This window comes from Rhizobium sp. 01T417 (genome assembly GCF_056398905.1).
Genome location: NZ_JBFTQH010000142.1, coordinates 1 through 1,221, shown reverse-complemented (window position 1 = coordinate 1,221; position 1,221 = coordinate 1). Strand labels below are relative to the sequence as shown.

At 58.6% G+C, this 1,221-nt stretch carries 1 protein-coding gene and 1 pseudogene; one reads left to right on the top strand and one right to left on the bottom strand.

All coding sequences use genetic code 11. The features are described 5' to 3' along the window. Positions 1 to 260: pseudogene (locus AC1DPR_RS32045) on the bottom strand (hypothetical protein); the annotation flags it as partial. 326 nt (positions 261 to 586) lie between these two features. Here AC1DPR_RS32045 and AC1DPR_RS32040 point away from each other — a divergent pair. Next, the coding region (locus AC1DPR_RS32040) for a pyridoxal-dependent decarboxylase (RefSeq protein ID WP_477818034.1) at positions 587 to 1,221 on the top strand (635 nt) is incomplete at its 3' end.

The following is a 1,221-nucleotide window of genomic DNA, read 5'->3' as shown; positions in this document are numbered from 1 at the left end:
ATATACGGGAGGCGACCTGCGTGAGCGTCCCGCCACCCGGCTCGTACGCCGAGAAGTACGGCAACCAGTGGCTGCAGGACAAAACGCATCCGGCCTGGGCCCGTGAAGCGTTGCGGTAGATCGTCAACGAACTGGTGGGAGAAGAGATAGATTCTTCCGGTCTCAAACGTCTCGCGCACTGCCGATGGCAGCGCGGCTACAAGGATCAGTACAGCGACGACAGTCAGGACAGTGCTGACCTTCCTGCGCTCGATTTTCATAAGGCCTCGCCATGTGCGTAAGGCGCACCCCTCACTAATAAGGAAAGGCGATGATCGCGATCTCCCATTGCGCTATATCAATCTGTTCGCGCGAGGCAAGTGGAATATCCGCCAGCGTACGCCTCGTCGGGCACCCGCCACAGTTTGGCGCGCCGCGCCTCCTCGTTCGTTGATCTGCAACAAGGGGTCAGGTGTGGCAAGACCTAGCGTGGAAACTCCCCAGCTGGCCGCCGACGTAAGCGACTGTCGCGAGCGTGTGGCGCTGGACAAGAAGGAAGCCCAGAGGACGCTTCGTCCAACGGGTCAAGCGCTATGCGAGGTGAATAATGGCTGCCACTCCAGACAAGGTTACCGCCTACGATGAATTCAATTTCAAGGTGTCCGAGAATAAGTTTCCACAGGAGGGGATGTCGGCGCGTGCGGCGGCCGCGCTGGTGATCAGTGAGGAATGGACCGATGCCAATCCGATGCTAAATATGTCGTCTTTTGTGACCACATGGGCGGAACCGGAGGCGAGAGAGGTTGCCACGCGCAACATCTTCAAGAACTATATCGACCACGACATGTATCCGCAGGTCTTCGCGACCGAGCAAAGGATGGTGCGCTGGTTGCATCAACTCTGGAACGGGCCCAAGGGTGCCGAGCCCTATGGCACCGCAACCGTCGGTTCCTCAGAGGCCTGCATGCTCGCTGGTCTTGCGCACAAATGGAACTGGCGACAAAAGCGCCAGGCGGAGGGCAAGGACGCCACACGCCCAAACATGGTGACTGGCGGTAACGTACAGATCGTCTGGAAAAAGTTCCTGCGCTACTTCGATGTAGAGCCGCGCATCGTACCGCTGAAGCCGGGCAACTACCGTCTGACTGCCGAAGATCTGGCCGAGTACGTCGACGAGAACACGATCGCCGTCGTCGCAATTGCCGGGCAGACTTTCACTGGAGAAGATGATGACATTCAGGC